General features: G+C 56.7%; 19 protein-coding genes. 13 read left to right on the plus strand and 6 right to left on the minus strand.

What is annotated here, in order from left to right:
* Positions 1-84 precede the first annotated feature (84 nt).
* The 3 genes from IM314_RS13550 (at position 85) to IM314_RS13560 (ending at position 3,268) form a co-directional block, all read left to right on the plus strand.
* Positions 85-1,044 carry a DUF523 and DUF1722 domain-containing protein gene (locus IM314_RS13550; RefSeq protein WP_041911685.1) on the plus strand — a complete coding sequence of 320 codons (960 nt, stop codon included), beginning with the start codon at positions 85-87 and terminating at the stop codon, positions 1,042-1,044.
* Between the two features lie 145 nt (positions 1,045-1,189).
* Positions 1,190-2,278, plus strand: coding sequence for an AAA family ATPase (locus IM314_RS13555; RefSeq protein WP_193359103.1), 1,089 nt, complete (start codon positions 1,190-1,192; stop codon positions 2,276-2,278).
* 186 nt (positions 2,279-2,464) lie between these two features.
* Complete coding sequence (locus tag IM314_RS13560) at positions 2,465-3,268, plus strand: DUF4225 domain-containing protein (protein ID WP_041911687.1); 804 nt, start codon at positions 2,465-2,467, stop codon at positions 3,266-3,268.
* Here the strand turns inward: IM314_RS13560 and IM314_RS13565 are convergent.
* The 5 genes from IM314_RS13565 to IM314_RS13585 form a co-directional block, all read right to left on the minus strand.
* Positions 3,246-3,575 (minus strand): hypothetical protein, encoded by a 330-nt coding sequence (locus IM314_RS13565; protein ID WP_041911688.1) that lies wholly within the window; start codon positions 3,573-3,575, stop codon positions 3,246-3,248. The two genes, IM314_RS13560 and IM314_RS13565, sit on opposite strands and share 23 nt — an antisense overlap.
* Positions 3,576-3,809: 234 nt before the next feature.
* A complete protein-coding gene (locus IM314_RS13570) occupies positions 3,810-4,769 on the minus strand; it encodes a GlxA family transcriptional regulator (RefSeq protein ID WP_193359102.1) in 960 nt (319 codons plus the stop codon).
* Positions 4,770-4,795: 26 nt separating this feature from the next.
* Positions 4,796-5,575 carry an MBL fold metallo-hydrolase gene (locus IM314_RS13575; protein WP_041911690.1) on the minus strand — a complete coding sequence of 260 codons (780 nt, stop codon included), beginning with the start codon at positions 5,573-5,575 and terminating at the stop codon, positions 4,796-4,798.
* 122 nt (positions 5,576-5,697) lie between these two features.
* Complete coding sequence (gene nlpA / locus IM314_RS13580; RefSeq protein ID WP_028014989.1) at positions 5,698-6,498, minus strand: lipoprotein NlpA; 801 nt, start codon at positions 6,496-6,498, stop codon at positions 5,698-5,700.
* Positions 6,499-6,645: 147 nt separating this feature from the next.
* Positions 6,646-7,065, minus strand: a complete 420-nt coding sequence (locus IM314_RS13585) for a GNAT family N-acetyltransferase (protein WP_041911691.1) — start codon at positions 7,063-7,065, stop codon at positions 6,646-6,648.
* A gap of 186 nt (positions 7,066-7,251) precedes the next feature.
* Between IM314_RS13585 and IM314_RS13590 the strand changes: the two genes are divergently transcribed.
* From IM314_RS13590 to IM314_RS13610, 5 genes are all read left to right on the plus strand, one after another.
* A complete protein-coding gene (locus IM314_RS13590; protein ID WP_041911692.1) occupies positions 7,252-7,821 on the plus strand; it encodes a TetR/AcrR family transcriptional regulator in 570 nt (189 codons plus the stop codon).
* A 147-nt stretch (positions 7,822-7,968) separates the two neighbouring features.
* The gene (locus tag IM314_RS13595) at positions 7,969-9,090 is read left to right on the plus strand and encodes an efflux RND transporter periplasmic adaptor subunit (protein ID WP_045260816.1); all 1,122 of its coding nucleotides are present in this window, start codon (positions 7,969-7,971) and stop codon (positions 9,088-9,090) included.
* On the plus strand, positions 9,090-12,200 hold the full coding sequence (locus IM314_RS13600) for an efflux RND transporter permease subunit (protein WP_193359101.1): 3,111 nt from the start codon (positions 9,090-9,092) through the stop codon (positions 12,198-12,200). Before IM314_RS13595 ends, IM314_RS13600 begins: the two co-directional genes overlap by 1 nt.
* Positions 12,200-13,564, plus strand: coding sequence for an efflux transporter outer membrane subunit (locus tag IM314_RS13605; protein ID WP_048957725.1), 1,365 nt, complete (start codon positions 12,200-12,202; stop codon positions 13,562-13,564). Before IM314_RS13600 ends, IM314_RS13605 begins: the two co-directional genes overlap by 1 nt.
* A gap of 121 nt (positions 13,565-13,685) precedes the next feature.
* A complete protein-coding gene (locus IM314_RS13610; RefSeq protein WP_048957724.1) occupies positions 13,686-13,982 on the plus strand; it encodes a YicS family protein in 297 nt (98 codons plus the stop codon).
* A gap of 44 nt (positions 13,983-14,026) precedes the next feature.
* Here IM314_RS13610 and IM314_RS13615 read toward each other — a convergent pair whose 3' ends face one another.
* Positions 14,027-14,977 carry a LacI family DNA-binding transcriptional regulator gene (locus IM314_RS13615; protein WP_041911696.1) on the minus strand — a complete coding sequence of 317 codons (951 nt, stop codon included), beginning with the start codon at positions 14,975-14,977 and terminating at the stop codon, positions 14,027-14,029.
* Positions 14,978-15,270: 293 nt separating this feature from the next.
* Between IM314_RS13615 and IM314_RS13620 the strand changes: the two genes are divergently transcribed.
* The 5 genes from IM314_RS13620 (at position 15,271) to IM314_RS13640 (ending at position 20,142) form a co-directional block, all read left to right on the plus strand.
* Positions 15,271-15,585 (plus strand): PTS sugar transporter subunit IIB, encoded by a 315-nt coding sequence (locus IM314_RS13620; RefSeq protein ID WP_014830072.1) that lies wholly within the window; start codon positions 15,271-15,273, stop codon positions 15,583-15,585.
* Positions 15,586-15,596: 11 nt separating this feature from the next.
* Positions 15,597-16,922, plus strand: a complete 1,326-nt coding sequence (locus IM314_RS13625; RefSeq protein WP_028014981.1) for a PTS sugar transporter subunit IIC — start codon at positions 15,597-15,599, stop codon at positions 16,920-16,922.
* Between the two features lie 17 nt (positions 16,923-16,939).
* Entirely contained in the window at positions 16,940-18,316 is a 1,377-nt protein-coding gene (locus IM314_RS13630) for a glycoside hydrolase family 1 protein (RefSeq protein ID WP_193359100.1), read from the plus strand.
* Between the two features lie 5 nt (positions 18,317-18,321).
* Positions 18,322-18,624, plus strand: a complete 303-nt coding sequence (locus IM314_RS13635; protein WP_028014979.1) for a PTS lactose/cellobiose transporter subunit IIA — start codon at positions 18,322-18,324, stop codon at positions 18,622-18,624.
* 138 nt (positions 18,625-18,762) lie between these two features.
* Positions 18,763-20,142 carry a carbohydrate porin gene (locus tag IM314_RS13640; protein WP_193359099.1) on the plus strand — a complete coding sequence of 460 codons (1,380 nt, stop codon included), beginning with the start codon at positions 18,763-18,765 and terminating at the stop codon, positions 20,140-20,142.
* Positions 20,143-20,178: the final 36 nt, after the last annotated feature.

A 20,178-nucleotide genomic window follows, 5' to 3' on the forward strand; every position in this document is an offset into this window, starting at 1 on the left:
GATTATAAAAAATAGTTCCGCGAATACTTGGACAAATTAGTCATGTTGTGTAAGTTTTAGTTATATGAACGGGAGGACAACACCATGACAACGAAACCTGTGCTCGGTATTAGCGGATGTTTGACCGGATCCGCCGTTCGCTTTGACGGCGGACATAAGCGCATGGGCTTCATCATGGATGAGCTGGCCCAGTGGGTGAATTTCAGGCCCGTCTGCCCGGAGATGGCCATCGGCCTGCCGACGCCTCGCCCGGCGCTGCGTCTGATCGTCACGACAGACGGAGAAACGCAGATGCGCTTCAGCCACGCACCTCACGAAGACGTTACGCAGAAAATGGCTGACTTTGCGGCAGATTATTTGCCGAAAATCGGCGATCTCGCAGGCTTCGTTGTCTGTGCAAAATCCCCAAGCTGCGGCATGGAACGCGTGCGGCTATACGATGAAAACGGCAACCGGGGCCGCAAGGAGGGGGTCGGGCTGTTCACCGCCGCTCTCCTTGAAACCTTGCCGTGGCTGCCCGTGGAAGAGGACGGACGCCTGCACGACCCGGTGCTGCGGGAAAACTTCGTCGAGCGCGTTTTTGCGCTGCACGAACTCAACACGCTGCGTAAAAATGGCCTGACGCGCCGCGCGCTGCTGGACTTCCACAGCCGCTATAAGCTTCAGCTGCTGGCGCACCATCAGGCGGGCTACCGTGAGATTGGCCCGTTCGTTGCCTCGCTGCACGAGTGGGAAGATCTGGACGCCTTCTTCGTGGCGTACCGGGAAAAGCTGATGACCATCCTGAAAAAACCCGCCTCGCGGAAGAATCACACCAACGTGCTGATGCATATTCAGGGCTATTTTCGTAACCAGCTCAACACTCGCCAGCGCGGCGAGCTGCGCGATGTGATCCTGCATTATCGCAACGGACAGTTGCCTATCCTCGCGCCGATCACACTGCTGAAGCACTACCTGGCCGAATACCCCGACCGGTATCTGATGACGCAAAACTACTTTGATCCCTATCCTGATGATTTGGGTCTGCGTCTGGCAGTCAAGTGATGAAAAAAATGCGAAGGCCCCATTGACCCATAGAGGCCCAAAGCAGTACCCCGTTTAGACGACATCCTCACTGTCGTCTCTTTTTTGCATTTCATCTTAAAGGCTGTGATTATATACAGGCTTATTCTGCAAAAGGGGCCTGCCTGTGATCAACACCCTGCACATTCAAAACTACCGCTCCATCCGCGAGATGTCGCTGGAGCTGGAGCAGCTCAATATCGTCTTCGGGCCGAACGGTACCGGGAAATCCAATATTTACAAGGCGATACACCTGATGCACAGCGCCGCGCAAGGGCAGTTTTCCCAGGCGCTGGCGAACGAGGGCGGCATTCTGAAGGTGTTCTGGGCAGGCAAAACCCGTAGCGACCAGCTGCGGCGGATGAATCTGGCGGTGGAAACAGAGACCTACGAATACGAGCTGCAGGTCGGGTTTGTGGAGAAGCTGCCCTATCCCTCGCAGTTTCAGCTCGACCCGGTGATCAAAGAGGAGTCCATCTGGCTGAGCGGCCAGCATCGTCGACCGTCGTCACAGCTGATGAAGCGTAAGAATCAGACGGTGTTTCTGAACAACGTGCATCACGAGAAAGTGACCCACAGCGGCACGCTGTATGAGAACGAATCGGTATTCGGGCAGCTCGGTGAACCGCATCTTTACCCGGAAGTGTCGCAGATGCGCGAATCCCTGCGTAACTGGCGCTTTTATCATGAGTTTTCCGTCTCATCCGGCTCGGCGATGCGCGCCCCACAGGTCGGTTTCCGCTCTCCGGTGTTGGCCAGCGACGGCACTAACCTGGCGGCCGCGTTTCAGACCATCGTGGAGATTGGCGACGAGCTGCTGCTGATGCGCATTCTCGACCAGGCCTTCCCCGGCTGCGTGTTTTACAGCGACAACAGCGGTGGACGTTTTCGCATGATGATGCAGCGCGAGGGGCTGAGCAGGCCGCTGGAACCGGCGGAGTTCTCCGACGGCACCCTGCGCTTTCTGTGCCTGGCGGTGGCGCTGTTAAGCCCGCGCCCGCCAGCATTTATCGCATTGAACGAACCGGAAAACAGCCTGCACCCACAGATGCTGCCCGCCCTGGCGAGCTTAATCGCCGAGGCCAGCCGCTACTCGCAGATCTGGCTCACCAGCCACTCGCCGGAGCTGGCGAAGCTGATTGAGAAGCACAGATCGTTTTCGCTGTATCAGCTATCGATGGCGGAGGGGGAGACGAGGGTGGAGAGGCTGGGGTAAGTGTTTGTTTCCTTAATTACTTTTCTCCAGTCATCCCTCTCATGGTCGCCATCAACGACGATGATGATTTCCGCAGGTATATGCTTCAGCGAATTCAGGGCTCGCGATACATTATCCAATTTATTGTTGTCAGTTTCTGCTGGCTGGATAATCTGTAAACATTGGTTATCAGATGAGAAAATTAAAATGGATATTGCACTTTTCCCTGGTCAGAACACCCGTGCATGGGCTGAAACAATGATTAACCTTGAAGCCCGAAAGCTTATCAATACTGCGAATATTGTCGGAGGGCAACATCTCAGCGACGGACTCGCACGAATTAAATTTATGGATGATATTCGGCAATTTGTAATGCAACAGTTTAGCGCTACCCGGGCGGCCAGAAGTCATGATGAGTGCATGGAATGCCTGAAAAACATCCGGGCTGAGAACGAAAGTCTTCTTGATCAAAGCAGAATGCTTCGCTCACGTACAGCTCAGCTTTTTGCTCAGATTGAACTGGTTAAAGAAAATAACAAAGTCATCGGTTACTTTATCTCGTCGATAAAGGTTGTACTTTCCGGGTTACAGATAGTTGCAGGCGTTGGTGCAATGATGACAATGAATCCAGTGGGTGCGCTTGCAGGAGCGATTCTGGTTATGGATGGTGCAAATGCTATTTCAAAAGAAATTAACAGAACGCTTCAACATCAACCAAATTCTGAAGGTATGCTGGCAGATGGCGTCATGGATATCGCTCAGTTTATGGGATTTAAACGTGAATCAGCACTGGGAGTCTTCAACAGCGTAAGCCTGGCAGCAAGCGTCTATACGGTATTTGGCGCCATCCGAAAACCCGAATCTTGGCGTCTGTTTCGCTATCTCCCGCTGGATTTCTACCGCAAGGTCGACGGTATGAATCGCGCAGCGCTCACTATGAAAATTGTCGGCTGGGGTGTCTCTGCAAAAGTCTCGTTTGATTTAATTTCTAATGCGTCTGGCCAGAACTAATGTATTTCTTTCTGTAGCGCCAGGCTTTGTAGGTAATGACCGGGGGTTGAAAAAACCAGACAATCGCCAACACGATGAAAAGGGAGATGCCCCCGGAAACAAGATTGTAATGTTCAGCGAAAAAAATAAGCGCCAGGAAAATCAGAGCCACAGCCGCAGTAATACACAGAACCATGATAAATCGCTTACCTAACTCAAGCACGACCTCGAGCAAGGATGAACCATAACGACTGATGTTTCGGTTCAGATACGCTAACTCTTTTACGGTGAAACCTGATTCAAGTAACTGCGTTTCAATATTGTTCATGCCACTACCTTTTCTTCTGGAAAGTAACGTGCAATATCTTAACCGGAAGAGATGCGTCTTGTAACCCGTCTGATACATCAGCATTTTCAGCAAAAAAACAGGACCACGCTAAAAAGACACTGGCGCTAAAGTAGAAAATAATAGATTACGGTGTTTAAAGCGCGCTCGTTAGGGGCGTTCGTAGCCGTCACCCCGAAAATGTCCCCCACGCCTTTTTATTCAATCGCGACAGAATTATAAAGACGGATGAACACGGAACGTCTTTCGCCACTCCGCTGGGCTCACCCCAAAGCGCGCCTTAAACTGCTGTCGCCAGGTGACGGCGGAATTAAATCCCACCAGCTCCGCCACGCTCTCAACGGGCATATTTCCGGCTTCAAGCAAAATCTGGCTGCGCCGCAGGCGTTCGGCGGTAAGCCAGTCGGCGACGCTCATCCCCGTGGCTTTAATAAAATGGCGGGTCAGCGTGCGGCGGCTCATCGAAACCACCTCCGCCAGCGAGTCCAGACTATGCGGTTCGGTGATGTGCTGCTGCAGGTAGTCGATCAGGCAGTTAATACGTGCGTCACGGGTATCTTTCGGAACCGGCTGGGCGATGAACTGCGCCTGCCCGCCCTCGCGATGGGGCGGGACAATCATCCGACGGGCAATCTGGTTGGCAACCACGCTGCCAAAGCGCTGGCGAATGATATACAGGCAGCAGTCGAGGGCTGCGGCAGTACCGGCGGAGGTGATGATATTGCCGTCATCCACGTAAAGGGCATTAATATCCAGCCGAACGTTCGGGAAGAGCGACTGAAACTGACGTTCGAACTCCCAGTGGGTGGCGGCCCGTTTACCGTCGAGTATCCCCGCCCAGGCCAGCACAAACGATCCCAGACACAGGCCGACAATTTCCGCGCCGTTGTCTCTCGCCAACACCAGGCTGTCGAGCAGCGCCTGAGGCGGCCGTTCAAGGACGTGCTGCCAGAAGGGAACGACAACAATGTCGGCCTGCCCGATGGCGGTGTAATCCTGCGTGGCGTTGAGGGCAAACCCGTCTTTTGAGGTAAGAAACCCCGGCGTTTCGGCGCAGATCGTCACGTTAAAGCGCTTTTCGCCGGAGACCGAATCACCAAACAGAATGCAGGGAACGGAGTAGTGGAACGGGCTAAACCCGTCTACCGCGACAATCGCGACGTTGATTAGCGACATCTGTCTCTCCTTTCCCGTTAACGCACTCAGAATATAACGGTTTCGCCATCCTGGGGAATGCTCACCACATCGCTCACCTGGTTGGCTTCGACGTACTCACGCAGCGCGCTGCGGGTCAACAGGCAGTGGTTAATCGCCTCCATGTGGCTCGCGACGATTTTAGCCTGCGGCAGCAGGAAATGGACGTTAAGCACATCTTCCTGTCCCATAATAATGGGCCCAAAGCCGATGACGTGGGCATAACCGGCGTTCAGTACTACCACATCTGGCTGGTGTTTTTGCAGATCGGCTGCCACCTCTTCGCGCCAGATGGTATCCCCGGCAAGATAGAGCGTCTTCTCATCAGGATGACGCAGCACCACGCCACAGGCCTCACCCAGCCGCTCCGCCAGTTCTGGCACGGCGTAAGCGCGGTCGGTCCCGTGCTGGCCGCCGTACGTTTTCGCAATCCGAACCTCCCCGAAGGTGGTCTCGTCGGTCATGATCGTCAGGTTGGTAAATCCCTGGCTGCGCAGCAGCGCGGCGTCACGATCGTTTTGCACGTAGATCGGTTTGTCTTTGGCGATCAGCTCTGCCGCGGTGCGATCCCAGTGATCGTCATGGGTATGGGTGACGATCACCGCGTCAGCGTCCAGCAGCGTATTGACGTCGACGGGAAGTTCGACCGTCGGGTTACGGCGTTCGGCATGCGCCGTACCGGGAAAGCCCGGATAAGCGCCTTTCGGGGCCAGCATCGGGTCGATTAAAAGACGTTTTCCGGCGTAGGTAATCAGCAGGGTGGCATTGCGAATTTGGGTAATGTTCATGGGCTATCCTCCGGTTGGTGTGATAAGGAGGATAGCCAGCCGTCACAATTGGCGCTGTGGGTTAAAGGGCGATTACCGATGGAATCGGGCCATTTTCATCACCGCGTTTTCTGCCGGCACCTTTACCAGCCTGGCACCGCCCCGCCGTTAAAGATCGTCTCTGCCGCTTTCGCCACTTCCGGTGACTGATACGACTGGATAAACGCCTTCACGTTCTCCGCGTCTTTGTTGTCTTCGCGCGTCACCACGATGTTCACGTACGGCGAGTTTTTATCTTCAATAAAGACGCTGTCATGCACCGGCGATAGCCCTGTTTGCTGAATATAGGTGGTGCTGATGATGGCGACATCCACTTTCGGGTCGTCCAGCACGCGCGGCAGCTGTGCCCCTTCCAGTTCCATGATTTTCAGCTGCTTAGGGTTGGCGGTAATATCCAGCGCCGTCGGCAGCAGCCCGGTGTCCGGCTTCAGGGTGATGAGCTTCTCTTTTTGCAGCAGCAGCAGCGCGCGGCCAAGGTTGGTCGGATCGTTTGGAATGGCGATAGTCGCCCCGTCCTTCAGGTCAGAGACGGATTTGATTTTGCGGGAATAGCCGGCCATCGGGAAGACAAAGGTGTTCGCCACGGCCACCAGCTTGTAGCCATGCGCCTTGTTATCCTCTGCAAGGAACGGGCGATGCTGGAAGACGTTGGCATCCAGTTCCCCCTGGTTGGTGGCATCGTTAGGCAACAGCGAGCCGCTGAAGCCCACCAGCTCCACGTCCAGGCCATATTTCTCTTTTGCCACCTTTTTGGCGACTTCCGCCACGTCCTGTTCGGCGCCATTGATGACGCCGACTTTAATGTGTTTGGCATCGCTGCCACTTTGATCGCACCCGGCCAGCAGCAGGCCAGCCAGTACCAGAGCACCTAATCGACGTTTCACAAGACAGTTCCTTTTGCTGAATGTTGTAGTGACTATATCGACAACGAGGCGGGGAAATAAAAACCGAAAAAGAATCAATAAGAAGGATAAGTTATATGCGGGTATGGCCGGGTGACGCTGCGCTTACCCGGCCTACGGATTCAGAGCTTAAAGGGCTTTCGCCAGGTAATGTCGCTGCATGCCCGGGTACGGATAATCCTGCAAAGACATCTGCAGCTGGTACCCCTGTTTTTCATAGAACGGGCGCGCCTGGAAGCTGACGGTATCCACCAGCGCGTGCTTGCAGCCTTTGCGTCTGGCTTCCTCTTCAGCCGTTTTGATAAGCTGGCTGCCCACGCCGGTACCCCGCACGGTGTCGCTGACCCAGAGAAAGTCGATATTCAGCCAGTCGCCTTTACGCACTCCAATGAGCCCGCCGAGCATGACGCCTTTATCGTCTCGTACATAAACGCCAATGTCGCCGCTAAAGTTTGTCAGATCGATAAACTGTCCGTTATAGGCTCTTAACCCCACAAATAGCTCTTCTTTTTCTGCGGGTGTTACATTATAAGTAATGCTCAGGTGCATATTTCTCTCCTTATTTTCCGCGCAATTTGAATATCTCACAGCTTAACCTTCATAAAAACTCCTAATTTCCTCCATTTTTTTAATACAGAAACATTCATTCAATAACTAAATAAAAAAAGCCTTTCCAATACGCACCCAAAACGTATACTGAGAACGATCATTCTCACTTTTACACGGTAGACGACGATGAGCACAAAGCTGGAAGAACGACAAAAACAACGTCAGGACGAAATCATCACCGCCGCGCGTCGCTGCTTTCGCGCCAGCGGATTTCACGCCGCCAGCATGTCGCAAATTGCCAGTGAGGCGAAGCTTAGCGTCGGGCAAATTTACCGTTATTTCAGTAACAAAGACGCGATTATTGAAGAGATGATCCGCCGCATTATCGACTCACGCATCGAAGGGATGCAGGACAAAACGGTGGTGGAAGGGATGCCGCAGGCGCTCGCCTGGCGTCAGACGCTCAACGAAGACGACGATGCGTTGATGCTCGAAATGTCTGCCGAGGCGACCCGTAACCCGCAGGTGGCGGCCATGATGATCGCAGCCGATGCCCGGATGTTTACCAACGCCTGTGCGCACCTGAAAAAACAATTTCCCCATCTGAGCGATGAACATATTCGCTGCTGCGTGGAAATTACCGCGGTGATGATCGAAGGCACGATTTACCGTCGACTCGCGCCTTTAAAAGTACCGTCAGAACAATTAGAGCCTATCTATCAGAATATTTTAAATATGCTTTTCTCTGCGAAGTAATCGCATGTGAATAATTAGCGGGAATAAGTAATTTCCCAACTTAGCATTTCCGGCCATGCCGGAGATGCGGTATCGCTGTGCCTTTAAATAGCCCCCTCCCTGTTGATCCTTTAACAGGGCAGGCATCGTTCACCCTGGAAAAAGATTATGAAAACCATAACAACCTCCATCGCGGCATTACTCCTCCTGACCGGGTGCGATAATGCGCAAACATCTGCTCCCCAGCATCCTCTTCCGGATGTGGGGATTGTCACCCTCATGAGCCAGCCGGTCTCCGTCGTCAGCGAGCTCACGGGCCGCACCACCGCCGCCATGAGCGCCGAAGTGCGCCCGCAGGTGGGCGGCATTATTCAGAAGAGGTTGTTCACCGAAGGCGATACCGTGAAGGCCGGACAGGCGCTGTATCAAATTGACCCTTCCAGCTACCGCGCGGCGTTTGATGAAGCCGCCGCGGCGCTGAAACAGGCCCAGGCGCTGGTGCAGGCCGACTGCCAGAAAGCCCAGCGCTATGCGCAGCTGGTGAAAGACGACGGCGTGTCGCGTCAGGACGCAGAAGACGCGAAGTCCACCTGCGCGCAGGACAAGGCCAGCGTTGAATCAAAGAAGGCCGCGCAGGAGAGCGCGCGCATTAACCTCAACTGGACCACCGTCACCGCGCCGATTGCCGGACGCATCGGCATCTCCTCCGTCACCCCCGGCGCGCTGGTCACCGCCCAGCAGGATACCGCGCTCGCCACCATCCGCGGGCTGGACAGCATGTACGTCGACTTAACCCGTTCCAGCGCCGATCTGCTGCGTTTACGCAAGCAAACCCTTGCCACCAATAGCGATACACTAAGCGTGTCGTTAATCCTCGAAGACGGCAGCACCTACAGCGAGAAAGGCCGCCTGGCGTTAACCGAAGTGGCGGTGGATGAATCAACCGGCTCGGTCACGCTGCGCGCCGTCTTCCCGAACCCGCAGCATCAGCTCCTGCCGGGGATGTTTGTCCGCGCCAGGGTGGATGAAGGCGTCATGAGCGACGCGATCCTCGCGCCGCAGCAGGGCATCACCCGTGACGCCAAAGGCACCGCCACCGCTCTGGTGGTCAATGCCAGCAACAAGGTCGAGCAGCGTCAGCTGGAAACGGGTGACACCTACGGCGACAAATGGCTGGTGCTGAGCGGGCTGAAGGCGGGCGACAGGCTGATTGTGGAAGGTACTGACAAAGTCACCGCCGGGCAGGAAGTGAAGGCCGAAGAGATGAAAGCCAACGGAGGAAACGCCTGATGTTTTCCCGTTTCTTCGTGCGTCGCCCGGTCTTTGCCTGGGTTATCGCTATTCTTATCATGCTCGCCGGGATGCTGGCCATCCGCACGCTGCCGGTCGCGCAGTACCCGGACGTTGCGCCGCCGTCGATCAAAATCTCCGCCACCTATACCGGTGCCTCCGCGCAAACGCTGGAAAACAGCGTGACGCAGGTGATCGAGCAGCAGCTGACCGGGCTGGATAACCTGCTCTACTTCACCTCCACCAGCAGCTCGGACGGATCGGTGAGCATTACCGTCACTTTCGAGCAGGGCACTGACCCGGACACCGCTCAGGTGCAGGTGCAGAACAAAGTCCAGCAGGCGGAATCGCGCCTGCCCACCGAGGTGCAGCAGTCCGGGATCACCGTCGAAAAATCCCAGAGCAACTTCCTGCTGATCATGGGTGTGTACGATAAAACCGACACCGCCAGCAGCTCGGATATTGCCGACTGGCTGGTGAGTAATATGCAGGATCCGCTGGCGCGCGTGGAAGGCGTCGGGAGCCTGCAGGTGTTCGGGGCGGAATACGCGATGCGCATCTGGCTCGACCCGGCGAAGCTGGCGTCCTACTCGCTGATGCCGTCCGACGTGCAGAGCGCGATTGAAGCGCAGAACGTGCAGGTCTCCGCCGGTAAAATCGGCGCGCTGCCCTCGTCGAACGCCCAGCAGCTGACCGCCACCGTCCGCGCCCAGTCGCGCCTGCAGACGGTGGATCAGTTTAAAAACATCATTGTGAAGAGCCAGTCCAACGGCGCGGTGGTGCGCATCAGCGATGTCGCCCGCGTGGAGATGGGCAGCGAAGATTATACCGCCACTGCGAAGCTCAACGGCCACCCGGCGGCGGGTATGGCAGTCATGCTCTCACCGGGTGCGAACGCGCTCAACACTGCGACGGCGGTGAAAGACAAGATTGCCGAGTTCAAAAAGTCGATGCCGGAAGGCTACGACGTGGCCTACCCGAAGGACAGCACCGAGTTCATCAAGATCTCCGTTGAGGACGTGATTCAGACCCTGTTCGAAGCCATTGTCCTCGTGGTGGTGGTGATGTACCTGTTCCTGCAAAACATCCGCGCGACGCTGATCCCCGCGTTGGCGGTACCTGTCGTTCTGCTGGGTACCTTCGGCGTGCTGGCGCTGTTCGGCTACTCCATCAATACCCTGACGCTGTTTGCGATGGTGCTGGCGATTGGGCTTTTGGTGGATGACGCCATCGTGGTGGTGGAAAACGTCGAGCGTATTATGCGCGACGAGGGGCTGCCCGCCCGGGAAGCCACCGAGAAATCGATGGGCGAAATCTTCGGCGCGCTGGTCGCCATTGCGCTGGTGCTCTCTGCGGTATTCCTGCCGATGGCCTTCTTCGGCGGATCCACCGGGGTGATTTACCGTCAGTTCTCGGTCACCATTATTTCGGCGATGTTCCTCTCCGTGGTGGTGGCGCTGACCCTGACGCCCGCGCTCTGCGGCTCGATTCTGAGCCACACGACGCCGCACAAAAAAGGCTTCTTCGGCGCGTTTAACCGCTTCTACAGCAGGACCGAGCGCGGTTATCAGAACAAGGTGCTGCGCGCTCTGCGCCGTTCCGGCGGCATGCTGGTCATCTACGCCCTGCTCTGCGGCGCGATGGGCTTCGCCATGCTTAAGCTGCCGGGCAGCTTCCTGCCGACGGAAGACCAGGGCGAAATCATGGTGCAGTACACCCTGCCAGCCGGCGCGACGACGGTACGTACCGCCGAAGTCAGCCGCCAGGTGCGCGAGTGGTTCCTCACCAAAGAGAAAGCCAACACCAACGTGATCTTCACCATTGAAGGCTTCAGCTTCAGCGGCAGCGGCCAGAACGCCGGGATGGCGTTTGTCTCCCTGAAGAACTGGTCAGAGCGTAAAGGCGATGCAAACACGGCTCAGGCCATCGCCCTGCGTGCCACGCAGGAACTGAGCACCATCCGCGATGCGACCATCTTTGCGATGACGCCGCCTGCGGTAGACGGCCTGGGCCAGAGCAACGGCTTTACCTTTGAGCTGATGGCCAGCGGCGGCACCGACCGCGATGCGCTGCTGAAACTGCGTAACCAGCTGATTGGCGAAGCCAACCAGGACAGCTCGCTGCACGCCGTGCGCGCCAACGATCTGCCGCAGATGCCGCAGCTTCAGGTGGATATCGACAACAACAAAGCCGTGTCGCTGGGGCTGTCCCTGAGCGACGTCACCAACACCCTCTCCAGCGCCTGGGGCGGGACCTACGTGAACGATTTTATCGATCGCGGCCGTGTGAAAAAGGTCTACATCCAGGGTGACAGCGACTATCGCGCCGTGCCGTCCGATCTCAACAAATGGTATGTGCGCGGCAGCGACAGCACCATGACCCCGTTCTCCGCCTTCGCTACCACCCGCTGGGAGTATGGCCCGGAAAGCCTGGTGCGCTACAACGGCTCGGCGGCGTATGAGATTCAGGGCGAAAACGCCAGCGGCGCCAGCTCCGGCACGGCGATGAGCAAAATGGAGCAGCTGGCAAACAGCCTGCCGTCCGGCAGCACCTGGGCGTGGAGCGGTTTGTCGCTGCAGGAAAAACTGGCGAGCGGTCAGGCAATGAGCCTTTATGCCCTTTCCATTCTCGTGGTGTTCCTGTGCCTGGCGGCGCTGTATGAGAGCTGGTCGGTGCCGATTTCGGTCATCCTGGTGATCCCGCTTGGCGTGCTGGGCGCGGCCGTTGCCGCCTCCCTGCGCGGCCTGAACAACGACGTCTACTTCCAGGTGGCGCTGCTCACCACTATCGGCCTGTCGTCAAAGAACGCCATCCTGATTGTCGAGTTTGCCGAAGCCAAAGTTGCAGAAGGTTACTCCCTGACGCGCGCCGCCCTGCGTGCCGCCCAGACGCGTCTGCGTCCCATCATCATGACGTCGCTGGCGTTTATCGCAGGGGTGACGCCGCTGGCCGTTGCAACCGGTGCCGGTGCCAACAGCCGCGTGGCAATTGGTACCGGCATTATCGGCGGAACGCTGGCCGCGACGCTGCTGGCGATCTTCTTCGTCCCTTTATTCTTTGTACTGGTGAAACGTCTGTTCTCCGGTAAACACGCGAACCGGAGGTCATAATGTTTCGTGTCACTGTTTTAGCGTTAGCCCTGCTGAGCGCAGGGTGTGTGTCGTTAGACCCTACCTATCAACGCCCGGACGCTCCCGTCCCGGCGACCTTGCCCGGCGCGCACGGCGAAGCCACCGCCGTGGTGAGCCAGTGGCAGCAGGTGATGAACGACGCGAGGCTGAAAAGCGTGGTGACGATGGCGCTGAACAGCAACCGCGACGTGCAAAAAGCGATCGCGGATATCGACGCCGCACGCGCACAGTACGGTGAAACGCGCTCGTCCCTGTTTCCGACGGCGGACGCCGAGCTGAGCCACACCCGCAGCCGCACGCTGGCAAGCGGCGTTGCGACAAGCGACGAAGCCAACGGCGCGGTCTCCAGCTTCGAGCTGGATCTGTTTGGCCGGAACCAGAGCCTCTCCCGCGCCGCGCGTGAAACCTGGCTTGCCAGCGAGTTCACCGCGCAGAACACGCGCCTGACGATGGTTAGCGAGCTGACCACGGCCTGGGTGACGCTGGCGGCGGATAACAGCAACCTGGCGCTGGCGAAATCCACAATGGAGAGCGCGGCAAACTCGCTGAAGATTGTGAAGCGCCAGCAGGAAGTGGGCGTCGCGGCGGCTACGGACGTCAGTGAAGCGATGGCGGTTTACCAGCAGGCGCGCGCCAGCGTAGCGAGCTACCGGACGCTGGTGATGCAGGATAAAAATGCCCTCAATCTGCTTGCGGGCGACACGGTGCCGGAAAACCTGCTGCCGGGCACGCTGGAGAGCCTGAGCAACAACGCCATCACGCTGATCCCGGCGGGCGTCAGCTCCAGCGCGCTGCTGCGCCGCCCGGACATTCAGGAAGCGGAACATAACCTGCTGAGCGCCAACGCCAATATCGGCGCGGCGCGCGCCAACTTCTTCCCGACCATTTCACTGACCGCCAGCGCGGGCGTCGGCAGCGACTCGCTCTCCTCCCTGTTCAGCCACGGGATGAAGGTCTGGTCATTCGCGCCGTCCATCACCCTGCCGCTGTTCAGCGGTGGCAACAATCTGGCGCAGCTGCGTTATGCAGAAGCCGAGAAAAAAGGGTTAATTGCGACCTACGAAAAAGCCATCCAGAGCGCGTTTAAAGACGTGGCCGACGCGCTGGCGCGCCGTGAAACGCTCAGCGAGCAGCTTGATGCCCAGCGAGAATACGTGGCGGCCGAGCAAAAAACGCTGGATGTGGCAACGCGCAGCTATAAGGCGGGCGCGGGGGATTATCTGACGGTACTGACCGCGCAGCGGTCGCTGTGGTCGGCGCAGGAATCGCTGATTGCGCTGCAGCAAACCGACCTGGAGAACCGCATCACGCTGTGGCAGTCGCTGGGCGGGGGGATCCAGTAACCTTATCGGTGGGCGATTCTCATGCGCAGAAAAGAGAAAATCATACTTTCGACTGGAATCGCTACACTGAATGTAACGATATATTTCATGGGAAGCCTGTGACGTCTAAAGGGGGTTGTAGATGAAAGCTGCGCACCTGGTCTGCCTGCTGGTTTGTCTGCTCTTCGCCGCGTTTGTCCATGCCCAGGAAAAGGACGATCCGGCGAAAGAGGCGCAGATTAAGCAACAGGTCCTGAAAGATATTAAGAAAACCTGTACGCCACAGAAAAAGCAGAGCGATAAGGCCTGGCAGGAGATGATTTTGTCGTCCGCGGCCAATCAGCTGCTGATCAAAAACGCCATCACCGCCGTGAAGCGCGACAACCTGGACGCCTACTGGGCTGCGGTTGGTCAGGTGGATTGTCTGGAAGATTATTGAGTTCTCGCCGGGTGGCGCTGCGCTTACCCGGCCTGGAAAATGTTTTAACGCTTCCGCACGTCCGGAATGATGAGATCCCCGCGCAGAACATAGGACCCGAGCATCTGCGTTTTCTCCGTCAGCCAGCTTACGATACGCGCCGCCATGGCATCCATTGAATATTCAATCGCCGGTATCACCGGAATACCCGGCAGGTGCAGCGAGCCGGCCAGGCTAAAGACCATAATGTCGTCCGGTACGGATTTATTAAACGCCTGCAGCTGCGGGATCACCCGCTGGGCTTCCTGCTCGTCCGCCACCAGCAGCGCGTTGAAGTTCAGCGTGGACGCGTTGTTGAGTAATTCCTGAAGCGCAACGGACGAGGAGGTTGCGTCCATAAAGACGAGGTTGCGATTAAAGGGCAGGAAATTTTTCTCCAGCGCGTGCTTATAGCCGAGCAGCACCTGGTCGGCAAACCCGCTGCCGTGCGGGTGGATCAGCGCAATCTGGCGACGCCCCTGGCTGGTCAGATAGTTACAGGCGGTTTCGGCGGCAAAGGCGTGATCGAACTGGATGCTGTTGGAGTTATCAGCCTCCATGCAGTCCACCAGAATGACGTTGTCCATATCCACGTCCAGCGGGAAACGGGCGCCAATCACCAGAATGTCGTCACACAGGCCGCAGGAGAGTTCTTCGAGAGCATTCATCACTTCCGCTTTGCTATGGGCGAAGCGCAGCAGCAGGTGTTTTTGGTGCTGGCTGAGCTGTTTTTCCAGCGCGTAAAGATACCCGGTGGTCTGGTTAATGTTTTCCTGCGCGCAAATCACCCCAATGCAGCCCGTCGACTGGCTCAGCAGCGACTGGGCAATCACGTTAGGCCGATAGTTCAGCTCATCCACCGCCTTCAGCACGGCCTGACGGCTGGCTTCCTTAACGCCACGTGACCCACTCAACACTCGCGATACCGTGGCTTTAGACACCCCGGCCAGACGTGATACATCATTGATTGTCGACATCTCTTTCCCCTGGCAGGCTAACCTCGCGCCTGCAAATTCCATGACCGCTACGGCTCACATTATAGCCAGAACGGAGTATATCCGTTTCCGTTTTTCATGGAAACCGATTTTCCGCTTCCACTCAAAATGATGACAAAACAGCCAAATTATGTGACACACATCCGGTTAATTAGCCTCATAAGCATTGGATCTTGATGGTTATCACAGTTCTGCTTTTTATAAATGGAAACCGGTTTCCGTATCATGTCCAATCATCCTCGCAATAACTATTTACATTTAGAGGATGGTTGTCGATGTTCAAGATTATGCTGTGTTGCTCTGCCGGGATGTCCACCAGCCTGCTGGTCAGCAAAATGGTCGATGTCGCGAAAGAACGTGGTTTGCCGGTGAAGATTGATGCGTACGGTGTTTCCGAATTTGATACGCAGTTTCCGCAATACCAGGTGGTACTTCTCGGACCGCAAGTGAAATACATGTTACAGACACTCTCAGACAAGGCGGCTACGAAAGGCATTCCGGTGCAGCCCATCGACATGATGGACTACGGCATGCAGCGTGGCGATAAAGTACTGGACTATGCTCTGTCGCTCATCGAAGCGGCACACTAAAAGGTGTTCACATGAGTTCGTTATATCAATCCATGGTCGCGGTGATTGAGCAGTCAATTACCCCGCTGGCCGCAAAGCTGGGTCAACAAAAGTATGTGATTGCCATCCGCGACGGCTTTACCGCCGCGCTACCGTTTATGATCATCGGCTCGTTTATGCTGGTGTTCATCTTCCCGCCGTTCTCGGCGGATACCACCAACAGCTTCGCCCGCGGCTGGCTGGATTTCTCCCAGACCTACCGCGAACAGCTGATGCTGCCGTTTAACCTCAGCATGGGCGTGATGACCTTCTTCATTTCGGTGGGGATTGGGGCGAGCCTGGGGCGTCAGTTTAACCTCGACCCGGTGATGTCCGGCCTGCTGGCCTTTATGGCCTTCCTGCTGGTCGCCGCGCCGTATGCCGACGGTAAAATCTCGACCCAGTATCTCTCCGGTCAGGGCATCTTTACCGCGCTTATCACCGCGATTTACGCCACCCGCGTCTATGCGTGGCTGAAGCAGAACAATGTGACCATCCGCCTGCCGAAGGAAGTGCCCACCGGCGTGGCGCGTTCGTTTGAGATCCTGATCCCGGTGATGGTGGTGATCGGTACGCTGCACCCGCTGAACCTGTTCATTGAAGCGCAGACCGGAATGATCATCCCGCAGGCGATCATGCACCTGCTGGAGCCGCTGGTATCCGCATCCGACTCCCTGCCCGCGATACTGCTCTCCGTGCTGCTGTGCCAGATCTTCTGGTTTGCCGGTATTCACGGCTCGCTGATTGTCACCGGCATCATGAACCCGTTCTGGATGGCGAACCTCTCCGCAAACCAGGCGGCGCTCGCCGCAGGCGCGGCGCTACCGCACGTTTACCTGCAGGGCTTCTGGGATCACTACCTGCTGATTGGCGGCGTAGGCTCCACGCTGCCGCTGGCGTTCCTGCTGCTGCGCAGCCGCGCCACGCACCTGCGCACCATCGGCAAAATGGGCATTGTGCCGAGCTTCTTTAACATCAATGAGCCGATTCTGTTCGGCGCGCCGATCATCATGAACCCGATGCTGTTTATCCCGTTCGTGTTTGTTCCGCTGGTCAATGCCTGCCTGGCGTACGGCGCAACGAAGCTCGGCTGGCTGGCTCAGGTGGTGTCATTAACCCCGTGGACCACCCCCGCGCCGATTGGTGCCTCATGGGCGGCAAACTGGGCGCTCAGTCCGGTGATAATGTGCCTGGTCTGCATGGTGATGTCCGCGCTGATGTACCTGCCGTTCCTGCGCGCCTATGAGCGTACGCTGATGAAAAACGAAGAGCAGAAGGCCCAGGCAACCGTCGGTACTGCTGAAGCCGCAAGCAATTAAGTCAAAGAGGAAAGGACATGAAATACGCATTTCCCGATAACTTCTGGTGGGGCAGCGCAAGCTCCGCTCTCCAGACGGAAGGGACACGAGAGGGTGAAACCACGTGGGACTACTGGTTTGCCCGCGAGCCGAACCGTTTTCACAACGGCGTGGGGCCGCAGCATACCTCCACGTTTTATCAGCACTGGAAAACGGACATTCAGCTGTTAAAGCAGCTGAACCACAACAGCTTTCGCACCTCGATTAGCTGGGCGCGCCTGATCCCCGACGGTATCGGTGAAGTGAACCCGGAAGCGGTCGATTTTTACAATCAGGTCATTGATGAGCTGAATGAACAGGGCATCACGCCGTTTATCACCCTGTTCCATTTCGACATGCCGATGGCGATGCAGGAGATCGGCGGCTGGGAAAACCGTGACGTGGTGGACGCTTACGCCCGCTATGCGCAGATCTGCTTCAAGCTGTTCGGCGACCGCGTGCTGCACTGGTTTACCTTCAACGAGCCCATCGTCCCGGTGGAGGGCGGTTATCTGTACGACTTCCACTATCCCAACGTGGTGGATTTCCGCCGGGCCGCCACCGTGGCGTATCACACCGTGCTGGCCCACGCGAAGGCCGTTCAGGCTTACCGCGCCGGACATTACGCGGGTGAGATCGGTATCGTGCTGAACCTGACGCCGTCCTACCCGCGCTCGCAGAACCCGGCGGACGTGAAGGCGGCGCACATCGCGGACCTGATGTTTAACCGCAGCTTCCTTGACCCGGTACTGCGCGGGGAGTATCCGGCCGACCTGGTGGCGTTGCTGAAATCCTACGATCAGTTGCCCGCCTGCAAGCCGGAAGACGGCTTCCTGATTGCGGAAGGGAAAATCGACCTGCTCGGCGTGAACTACTATCAGCCGCGCCGCGTGAAGTGTCGCGACAGCGCGGTGAACCCGCAGGCGCCGTTTATGCCGGAGTGGTTCTTTGATAACTACGAAATGCCGGGCCGCAAGATGAATCCGTACCGCGGCTGGGAAATCTACGCGCCGGGTATTTACGATATTCTGGTTAACCTGCGCGACAATTACGGCAACCCTCGCTGCTTTATTTCTGAAAACGGCATGGGCGTCGAAAATGAACAGCGCTTTATTGAAAATGGCCAGATTAACGATCACTACCGCATCGAGTTTATTTCTGAGCATTTAACGTGGCTGCATAAAGGGATTAGCGAAGGGTGCAATTGTCTTGGCTACCATATGTGGACGTTTATTGATAACTGGTCGTGGTGCAATGCCTATAAAAACCGCTACGGATTTATTCAGCTTGATTTAGAGACGCAGCAGCGCACCATTAAGAAAAGCGGAGAGTGGTTTGCCGCCACCGCCTTAAATAATAGTTTTGAAAAAGAGTAATAATGATGATCGCACTAGAAGAAGCCGTAATGGAAATTATCGTCAACGCCGGACAGTCCCGCAGTCTGTGCTTTGAAGCGCTGCACGCGGCGCGTCAGGGCAACTTTGACGAGGCCAAAAGCCTGCTGCACGAAGCCGACGGCTACGCGCGCCAGGCGCACAAGATGCAGACCAAACTGATCGAGCAGGATGCGGGCGAAGGCCGCCAGCCGATGACGTTAATCATGGTGCACGCGCAGGATCATTTAATGAATTCCTTATTAGCGCGTGAACTGTCTGAAGAAATTATTCATTTATATCAGAGATAGTCTATGGCGAAATAAAGTTAATGTAATACCTCTGTACCCTAAATAGAGATCCACTTGTTCTGATGATAGCGACATACTCTGTCAGATCGGAGCGGGATGGTTATTGTCTGAATAAAATTAAACTATATTGAGATAACCATGAATACGATTAAAAAACTTCCATTAACCATGGCGGTTATCGCCGCGCTTTGCCCAATTTCCGTACTCGCACAAGAATTTACCCAGGAGCAAATCGACGCCATTGTGGCGAAAGCGGTAGATAAAGCTCTGGCCGAGCGTCAGGCCAAAATGGATGCGGCGGTTGCGAAAAAAGCGGACGTGGTAACCGAGCCGCAAAGCGCGGCGCAATCCCCGGATATGGCGATCCCGTTCGGCATTAAATTCACCGGCTACGCCCGCTACGGCGCGCACTTCCAGGCCGCCGATCAGAAATACGTGGCGGTGGACGGCTCCTACAACGGCGCGTCCGCGATTGGTCGTCTGGGTAACGAAGGTAACGGCGGGGAATTCCAGCTCTCCAAGGCCTTCAAAGGGGACAACGGCGCCATCTGGGACATCAACGTGATGATCGACCACTGGGGCGACGAGGTTAACCTGAAAAAAGCCTACGCGGGGGTGACCAACATTATGGCCTCCAACCCAAATGCCTACTTCTGGGCTGGTCGTGACTTCCACCAGCGTCCGCAGCAGGGCATCAACGATTACTTCTGGATGAACCACGACGGCCAGGGCGCCGGGGTGAAGAACTTTGACATCGGCGGCGTGCAGTTTGACGTGGCTGCCGTGGCGGCAGTCGAATCCTGTAGTCCGGAAGTGATGGAAGATGAAGCGAACCCGTCGCGCATCACCTGTACCGGCGGTTCCGGCACGGGCGACAAGGGCAACTACGCCGCGACCTCCAAAATCCACGGCATGAAGCTCGGCCCGATCGACATGGAGCTGTACGCCAACTACGGCTTTGATTCGAAAGCGGTTGAAAGCGACGAACGCCTGAACGCCTGGCAGGGCGGCGTGGTGCTGAGCCACACCAACGACAGCGGCGTGAACAAGGTGATCGCCCGCTACTCCGATAACGCGGACAACAGCGTGTTCAACAAAACCGAAGATCTGACCACGGTCTACGCCAGCTTCGAAGGGCTGTATAAATTCACCCAGGCCACGCAGGTGGAGTACATCCTCGCCTTCCACGACTTCGACAACAGCCGCGATAAGACCGACAACCGCAAGAACTACAACGCCATCGTGCGCCCGATGCACTGGTGGAACGACGTTCACTCTACCTGGCTGGAAGCAGGCTGGCAGCACGTTGACTACGACAACGGCGGCGACAACAAGGGCTGGAAGCTGACCCTGTCGCAGAACATGTCTATCGCCATGGGGCCTGAGTTCCGTCCGATGCTGCGCTTCTACGTCACCGGCGGCAAAGTGGATAATGAACGCACCGCGCGCGTGAACAATACCAAAGACGAGACGCTCGACGACTTCAACGTCGGCGCGATGTGGGAGGCGTGGTTCTAAGGTCAACAACATGCCGGGTGGCGCTACGCTTACCCG

The organism is Enterobacter cloacae complex sp. P42RS, assembly GCF_014930595.1.
Lineage (GTDB): Bacteria > Pseudomonadota > Gammaproteobacteria > Enterobacterales > Enterobacteriaceae > Enterobacter > Enterobacter bugandensis.

Bases quoted from the DNA above. Each gene is read 5' to 3' on its own strand.
- IM314_RS13550 (WP_041911685.1), top strand. From the start codon at position 85: ATGACAACGAAACCTGTGCTCGGTATTAGCGGATGTTTGACCGGATCC.
- IM314_RS13635 (WP_028014979.1), top strand. From the start codon at position 18,322: ATGATCGCACTAGAAGAAGCCGTAATGGAAATTATCGTCAACGCCGGA.
- IM314_RS13630 (WP_193359100.1), top strand. From the start codon at position 16,940: ATGAAATACGCATTTCCCGATAACTTCTGGTGGGGCAGCGCAAGCTCC.
- IM314_RS13585 (WP_041911691.1), bottom strand. From the start codon at position 7,065: ATGCACCTGAGCATTACTTATAATGTAACACCCGCAGAAAAAGAAGAG.
- IM314_RS13620 (WP_014830072.1), top strand. From the start codon at position 15,271: ATGTTCAAGATTATGCTGTGTTGCTCTGCCGGGATGTCCACCAGCCTG.
- IM314_RS13595 (WP_045260816.1), top strand. From the start codon at position 7,969: ATGAAAACCATAACAACCTCCATCGCGGCATTACTCCTCCTGACCGGG.
- IM314_RS13570 (WP_193359102.1), bottom strand. From the start codon at position 4,769: ATGTCGCTAATCAACGTCGCGATTGTCGCGGTAGACGGGTTTAGCCCG.
- IM314_RS13625 (WP_028014981.1), top strand. From the start codon at position 15,597: ATGAGTTCGTTATATCAATCCATGGTCGCGGTGATTGAGCAGTCAATT.
- IM314_RS13560 (WP_041911687.1), top strand. From the start codon at position 2,465: ATGGATATTGCACTTTTCCCTGGTCAGAACACCCGTGCATGGGCTGAA.
- IM314_RS13605 (WP_048957725.1), top strand. From the start codon at position 12,200: ATGTTTCGTGTCACTGTTTTAGCGTTAGCCCTGCTGAGCGCAGGGTGT.
- IM314_RS13590 (WP_041911692.1), top strand. From the start codon at position 7,252: ATGAGCACAAAGCTGGAAGAACGACAAAAACAACGTCAGGACGAAATC.
- IM314_RS13640 (WP_193359099.1), top strand. From the start codon at position 18,763: ATGAATACGATTAAAAAACTTCCATTAACCATGGCGGTTATCGCCGCG.
- IM314_RS13610 (WP_048957724.1), top strand. From the start codon at position 13,686: ATGAAAGCTGCGCACCTGGTCTGCCTGCTGGTTTGTCTGCTCTTCGCC.
- IM314_RS13575 (WP_041911690.1), bottom strand. From the start codon at position 5,575: ATGAACATTACCCAAATTCGCAATGCCACCCTGCTGATTACCTACGCC.
- IM314_RS13600 (WP_193359101.1), top strand. From the start codon at position 9,090: ATGTTTTCCCGTTTCTTCGTGCGTCGCCCGGTCTTTGCCTGGGTTATC.
- IM314_RS13565 (WP_041911688.1), bottom strand. From the start codon at position 3,575: ATGAACAATATTGAAACGCAGTTACTTGAATCAGGTTTCACCGTAAAA.
- IM314_RS13615 (WP_041911696.1), bottom strand. From the start codon at position 14,977: ATGTCGACAATCAATGATGTATCACGTCTGGCCGGGGTGTCTAAAGCC.